Source organism: Streptomyces sp. DvalAA-14, assembly GCF_900091855.1.
GTDB lineage: Bacteria > Actinomycetota > Actinomycetes > Streptomycetales > Streptomycetaceae > Actinacidiphila.
This window is the reverse complement of record NZ_FMCH01000258.1, coordinates 1-6459: the sequence shown is the minus strand read 5'-3', so window position 1 is coordinate 6459 and position 6459 is coordinate 1. Positions and strand designations below refer to the sequence as shown.

Annotated in this window: 5 protein-coding genes; all 5 read left to right on the top strand. The window is 71.6% G+C overall.

Going from position 1 to position 6459, the window contains the following annotated elements; genetic code table 11:
* Positions 1 to 105: 105 nt before the first annotated feature.
* The 5 genes from gatC (at position 106) to GA0115240_RS13420 (ending at position 6111) form a co-directional block, all read left to right on the top strand.
* Complete coding sequence (gene gatC / locus GA0115240_RS13440; RefSeq protein ID WP_093736911.1) at positions 106 to 402, top strand: Asp-tRNA(Asn)/Glu-tRNA(Gln) amidotransferase subunit GatC; 297 nt, start codon at positions 106 to 108, stop codon at positions 400 to 402.
* Between the two features lie 2 nt (positions 403 to 404).
* Complete coding sequence (gatA, locus tag GA0115240_RS13435) at positions 405 to 1898, top strand: Asp-tRNA(Asn)/Glu-tRNA(Gln) amidotransferase subunit GatA (RefSeq protein ID WP_093736910.1); 1494 nt, start codon at positions 405 to 407, stop codon at positions 1896 to 1898.
* Positions 1895 to 2158, top strand: a complete 264-nt coding sequence (locus GA0115240_RS13430; RefSeq protein WP_093736909.1) for a hypothetical protein — start codon at positions 1895 to 1897, stop codon at positions 2156 to 2158. The genes gatA and GA0115240_RS13430 overlap by 4 nt, the downstream gene beginning before the upstream one ends.
* Positions 2159 to 2187: 29 nt before the next feature.
* Positions 2188 to 3696: an Asp-tRNA(Asn)/Glu-tRNA(Gln) amidotransferase subunit GatB gene (gatB, locus tag GA0115240_RS13425; protein ID WP_093736908.1), complete on the top strand. Its 1509-nt coding sequence runs from the start codon at positions 2188 to 2190 to the stop codon at positions 3694 to 3696.
* 210 nt (positions 3697 to 3906) lie between these two features.
* Complete coding sequence (locus GA0115240_RS13420; protein ID WP_093736907.1) at positions 3907 to 6111, top strand: MMPL family transporter; 2205 nt, start codon at positions 3907 to 3909, stop codon at positions 6109 to 6111.
* Positions 6112 to 6459: the final 348 nt, after the last annotated feature.

The following is a 6459-nucleotide window of genomic DNA, read 5'->3' as shown; positions in this document are numbered from 1 at the left end:
CGGGCCCGGCGCCCCGCGCCGGGGAAAGCGGGTGCGGGGGGCCGGGGCCGACCCCATAGGATTGAGGGCACCAACGACATCTCACCCCCCAGAGGATCGCTACGCATGCCTGGCATCACGCGCGAGGAGGTCGCCCACCTCGGCCGGCTCGCCCGTCTTGAGCTGTCCGGCGAAGAGTTGGACCACTTCGCCCAGCAGCTCGACGACATCATCGGCGCGGTGGCCCGCGTATCCGAGGTGGCCGGCGAGGACGTACCGCCGACGTCGCACCCGCTGCCCCTGACCAACGTCATGCGCCCGGACACCGTCCGGCCCTCGCTGACCCCGGAGCAGGCCCTGTCCGGCGCGCCCGCCACGGAGCAGCAGCGTTTCAAGGTCCCGCAGATCCTCGGGGAGGACTGACCGTGAGCGACATCATCAGGCTCACCGCCGCCGAGACCGCGGCGAAGATCGCCTCCGGCGAGCTGACCGCCGTCGAGGTCACCGAAGCCCACCTGGCCCGGATCGAGGCCGTGGACGAGAAGGTGCACGCCTTCCTGCACGTCGACCGGGACGGCGCGCTCGCCCAGGCCCGCGCGGTGGACGCCCGGCGCGCCGCCGGGCAGCAGCTGGGCCCGCTGGCCGGGGTGCCGCTGGCCATGAAGGACATCTTCACCACCGAGGGCGTGCCGACCACCGTCGGCTCCAAGATCCTCGAAGGCTGGATCCCGCCGTACGACGCCACCGTCACCAAGCGCCTGAAGGCCGCCGGCGTGGTGATCATCGGCAAGACCAACATGGACGAGTTCGCGATGGGCTCCTCCACCGAGAACAGCGCCTACGGCCCCACCGGCAACCCCTGGGACCTGACCCGCATCCCCGGCGGCTCCGGCGGCGGCAGCGCCGCGGCCCTCGCCTCCTACCAGGCGCCGCTGGCCATCGGCACCGACACCGGCGGCTCCATCCGGCAGCCCGCCGCCGTCACCGGCACCGTCGGCGTCAAGCCCACTTACGGCGGGGTGTCGCGCTACGGCATGGTCGCGTTCTCCTCCTCGCTGGACCAGGGCGGCCCCTGCGCCCGCACCGTGCTGGACGCGGCGCTGCTGCACGAGGTGATCGCCGGCCACGACCCGCTGGACTCCACCTCCATCGACGCGCCCGTGCCGCCGGTCGTCGAAGCCGCCCGCAGCGGGGACGTGACCGGGCTGCGGGTCGGCGTCGTGCAGGAATTCGGCGGCGAGGGCTACCAGGCCGGCGTCGTCCAGTGCTTCAACGAGTCGGTGGAGCTGCTGCGCGAGCTGGGCGCCGAGATCGTCGAGCTGTCCTGCCCGTCGTTCAGCTACGCCCTGGCCGCGTACTACCTGATCGCGCCCTCGGAGTGCTCCAGCAACCTGGCCCGCTTCGACGCCATGCGCTACGGGCTGCGGATCGGCGACGACGGTTCGCACTCCGCCGAGGAGGTCACCGCCCTGACCCGCGAGGCCGGCTTCGGCCCCGAGGTCAAGCGCCGCGTCATCCTGGGCACGTACGCGCTCAGCTCCGGCTACTACGACGCGTACTACGGCTCGGCGCAGAAGGTGCGCACCCTGATCAGCCGGGATTTCGAGAAGGCATTCGAACAGGTCGACGTGATCGTGTCGCCCACCACGCCCACCACCGCCTTCCCGATCGGCGAGCGCGCCGACGACCCGATGGCGATGTACCTGGCCGACCTGTGCACCATCCCGACGAACATGGCGGGCAACGCGGCCATGTCGCTGCCCTGCGGCCTCGCACCGGAGGATGGTCTCCCGGTGGGCCTGCAGATCATCGCACCCGCACTCAAGGACGACCGGCTCTACCGGGTCGGCGCCGCCGTCGAGGCCGCCTTCGTCGCGAAGTGGGGCCACCCGTTGCTCGAGGAGGCACCCCAGCTGTGAACACCAACCAGAGCGCCAAGAAGAGCCCGGTCGCCAAGGCCAAGGGCTTCAAGAAGAGCCGGCCCGGCACCTACCTGGCCATCGGCACCTCCCTCTTCAGCGCCTTCACCAACATCAAGCGGGCCAGGACCGCGCGCGACGAGAGCGACACGCTCAAGCTGCTCGACGCGGTCGTCAGCGCCGCCGCCATCGCCACCGGGGTCGCCCTGCTCGTCCGCGAACTGCGCCGGATGAGCGACGACGACATCCTGACGGACTGAAGCCCGAGGACTGAGAGGTAAAGAGGACTGTGACCGTCACGGATCTGATGTCCTACCAGGACGCGCTGGCGTCGTACGACCCGGTGATGGGCCTGGAGGTCCATGTCGAGCTCGGCACGAAGACCAAGATGTTCTGCGGCTGCTCCACCGAGCTGGGCGCCCCGCCCAACGCGCAGACCTGCCCGACCTGCCTGGGCCTGCCCGGCGCGCTGCCGGTGGTCAACGAGATCGGCGTGGAGTCCGCGATCAAGATCGGCCTCGCGCTGAACTGCGAGATCGCGTCGTGGTGCCGCTTCGCCCGGAAGAACTACTTCTACCCGGACATGCCGAAGAACTTCCAGACCTCGCAGTACGACGAGCCGATCGCCTTCAACGGCTACCTGGACGTCCAACTGGAGGACGGCGAGGTCTTCCGGGTGCAGATCGAGCGCGCCCACATGGAGGAGGACACCGGCAAGTCCCTGCACGTCGGCGGCGCCACCGGCCGGATCCACGGCGCCTCGTACTCGCTGCTGGACTACAACCGGGCCGGCATCCCGCTGATCGAGATCGTCACCAAGCCGATCGAGGGCGCCGGGGAGCGGGCCCCGGAGGTCGCCAAGGCGTACGTCGCCGAGCTGCGCGAGCTGATCAAGGCGCTGGGCGTGTCCGAGGCCCGGATGGAGATGGGCCAGATGCGCTGCGACGTCAACTTGTCGCTGCGTCCGCACGGCCGGGAGAAGTTCGGCACCCGCAGCGAGACCAAGAACGTCAACTCGCTGCGCAGCGTCGAGCGGGCCGCCCGCTACGAGATCCAGCGGCACGCCGCGGTCCTGTCCTCCGGCGGCACCATCCTGCAGGAGACCCGGCACTTCCACGAGGAGGACGGCTCCACCACCTCCGGCCGGATCAAGGAGGAGGCCGAGGACTACCGGTACTTCCCCGAGCCGGACCTGGTGCCGATCGCCCCGCCCCGCACCGTCGTGGAGGAGCTGCGCGCCGGGCTGCCGGAGCTGCCGCGGCTGCGCCGCAAGCGGCTCCAGGACAGCTGGGGCATCGCCGACCACGAGATGCAGTCGGTGCTGAACGCCGGCGCCCTCGATCTGATCCTCACCACCATCGACGCCGGCGCGGACCCCGCCTCGGCCCGCAAGTGGTGGATGGGCGAACTGGCCCGCTACGCCAACGAGACCGGCATCGAGCTGCCCGAAGTGCCGATCACCCCGGAGCAGGTGGCCCGGGTCTCGGCGCTGGTCGCCGCGGGCGACCTCAACGACAAGCTGGCCCGGCAGGTCATCGAGGGCGTGCTGGCCGGTGAGGGCGACCCGGACCAGGTGGTGGACAGGCGCGGCCTGAAGGTGGTCTCGGACGACAGCGCCCTGGGCGCGGCCGTGGACCGGGCGATCGCGGACAACGCGGCTGTCGCGGACAAGATCCGCGGCGGCAACCTCGCCGCGGCCGGTGCGCTGATCGGCGCGGTCATGAAGCTCACCCGGGGCCAGGCGGACGCCAAGCGGGTCCGTGAACTGGTGCTGGAGAAGCTCGGCGTCCAGGGCTGACACCGGCCGCCGACGCCCGCCGCGGTAGGTCACGGGTAAAGACGGCACCCCGAAACGGGGTGCCGTCTTTATGTGTACTTAACGCACAGAGGCCGCTCTTGTGAGTAACCGCACGAAACGACCAAAGGATCATCTTTCGCTGGCACAGTGGTCCGCAACCGGCCGCGGGGCAGCGCGCGACGGGCAGAGCTCGTCAGGAGAGAACAACCAATGGCCGCACTCGCCCGGTGGTGTCGCAACCGCCGTCTCACCGTGGTGCTCCTGTGGATCACCGCCCTGGTCGGACTGACCGCCGCCGCGGGTGTGGCCGGCTCCGCCTACTCCAAGCAGTACGACGCCCCGGGCACCGAATCCGGCCACGCCGCGAGCCTGCTGGCGGACGCCTTCCCCGGGCAGGCCGGTGACAGCGAGACCATCGTCTGGCACACCCCGGCCGGCGGCACCGTCCGGGCCGGAGACGTCGAGCAGACCATGACCAAGGTGCTCGATCAGGCCCGTACGCTGCCCGGCGTCACCGCTGTCACCAGTCCCTACGGCCTGACCGGGGTGGGTCAGATCAGCCGGGACGGGCACACCGCCTACGCCACCGTCGACTACCGCCAGTCCGCCGACGACATCCCCGCCGGCCAGGCCGAGGCGCTGGTGAAGACCGCCAAGGCGGCCCAGCATCCCGGCCTCCAGGTGGAACTCGGCGGGCAGGCGGTCGGCAGCACCGAAGGCACCGGGGCCCACGTCAGCGAGCTGATCGGCATCGGCGTCGCCGCCGTGGTGCTGCTGCTCGCCTTCGGCTCCTTCGCCGCCATGCTGCTGCCCATCGCCACCGCGCTGATCGGCTGCGGCACCGCGTACATGGCCATCGGGCTGCTCAGCCACGGGATGACCGTCGCCGACTTCGCACCGATGCTCGGCATGCTCGTCGGGCTCGGCGTCGGCATCGACTACGCGCTGCTGATCGTCACCCGGCACCGCCGGGGCCTCAAACGCGGCCTCGGCGTCGACGCGGCGCTGGAGGAGGCGGTCGCCACCACCGGCCGGGCGGTGGTCTTCGCCGGCGGCACGGTGTGCGTGGCGCTGCTCGGCATGCTGATCCTGCGGCTGAGCTTCCTCAACGGGGTCGCGGTCGCCGCCGCGCTCACCGTGCTGCTCACCGTCGGCGCCTCCATCACCCTGCTGCCCGCACTGCTGTCCTACATCGGGCCGCGCGCGCTGAGCCGCCGCCAGCGCCGGGCACTGGCCGAGCAGGGCCCGCGGCCGGAAGCGCCCGGCGGGCTCGCCGCCCGCTGGTCGGCGTTCGTGGAACGGCACCCCAAACTGCTCGGCTCGCTCGCCGCCGCGGTGATGATCGTGCTGGCCGTGCCCACGGTGACCCTGCGGCTGGGCAGCTCCGACCAGGGCAACGACCCGGCCGGCACCACCACCCGGCAGGCGTACGACCTGCTGGCGAAAGGCTTCGGGCCCGGCACCAACGGCCCGCTCACCCTGGTGGCGACGACCGACGGCGGCGCGGCCCGGCTCGCCGTGGACCGGCTGCCGGACACCTTGCGGCACACCCCCGGCGTCGCCTCGGTCGGCCCCGCCGACTTCGACGCGTCCGGCCGCACCGGCGTGATCACCGTCGTCCCGGACAGCGCCCCGCAGTCGCGAGCCACCTCCCAACTCGTCCGGCAGCTGCGCGCCGATGTGCTGCCCGCCGCCGAGCGGGGCAGCGGCCTCAAGGTCTACGTCGGCGGCACCACGGCCAGCTACGACGACTTCGCCGCCGTCGTGGTCGGCAAGCTGCCGCTGTTCATCGGCAGCGTGGTGGGGCTCGGCTGCCTCCTGCTGCTGCTCGCCTTCCGCTCGATCGGCGTGCCGCTCAAGGCCGCCTTGATGAACGTGGCCGCCGTCGCCTCGTCCTTCGGCGTCGTCACCACGATCTTCCAGTGGGGCTGGGGCAGCGAGTGGCTGGGCCTGGGCCGGGCCGGACCCATCGAACCGTTCCTGCCGGTGATCATGGTCTCGGTGCTGTTCGGCCTCTCCATGGACTACCAGGTCTTCCTGGTCAGCCGGATGTACGAGGAGTGGCGGGAGACCCGCGACAACCGGCGGGCGGTACGGGTCGGGCTGGCCGAGACCAGCCGGGTGATCAGCTCCGCGGCGGTCATCATGATCGCGGTCTTCCTGGCCTTCGTGCTGACCGGCGACCGGGTCATCGCGATGTTCGGGATCGGCCTGGCCGCGGCCGTCACGCTGGACGCGTTCGTGCTGCGCACGCTGCTGGTGCCCGCGCTGATGCATCTGCTGGGCGACGCCAACTGGTGGCTGCCCGGCTGGCTGGAACGGCGGCTGCCGCGGATCAGCATCGACCGCCGGCCCGAGGCGCCGGCCGGTGCGCCGGCCGCTCCGGCCGACCGGCCGGCCGTCGCGCTCAGATGACCCCGCGGCCCGACGGCGCCGCGAAGTCGAGGGCCGGTGCTGCGCCTGAGGCGGCTCGGCGGTCGGCTAGGCCCTGTCCGGGCGATCTTTGAGGATCAGCCCGCGGGCTAAGGCGCCGCCGGGCCCGCGGAGAGCCGCCCTAAGGACCCCGGGCCTTGCGCGGGACGGCCGTCTGAGGAGGCGGCCGCCACAAGTTCGGGAAGGTGCCCGATGTGGCCGACCCCCCTTGGAGACGAAGCTGAGTACAGAACACAGCAACGCGATCCAAGGAGAAGAAGCCATGTTCGCTTACGAACTGCAGCAGGCCCGGCAGGCCGAATTCCAGCACCGCGCCGAGGAGTGGCGGCT

Excerpts from the sequence above, each read along its gene's own strand:
- gatC (WP_093736911.1), top strand. The coding sequence starts at position 106 with ATGCCTGGCATCACGCGCGAGGAGGTCGCCCACCTCGGCCGGCTCGCC.
- GA0115240_RS13420 (WP_093736907.1), top strand. The coding sequence starts at position 3,907 with ATGGCCGCACTCGCCCGGTGGTGTCGCAACCGCCGTCTCACCGTGGTG.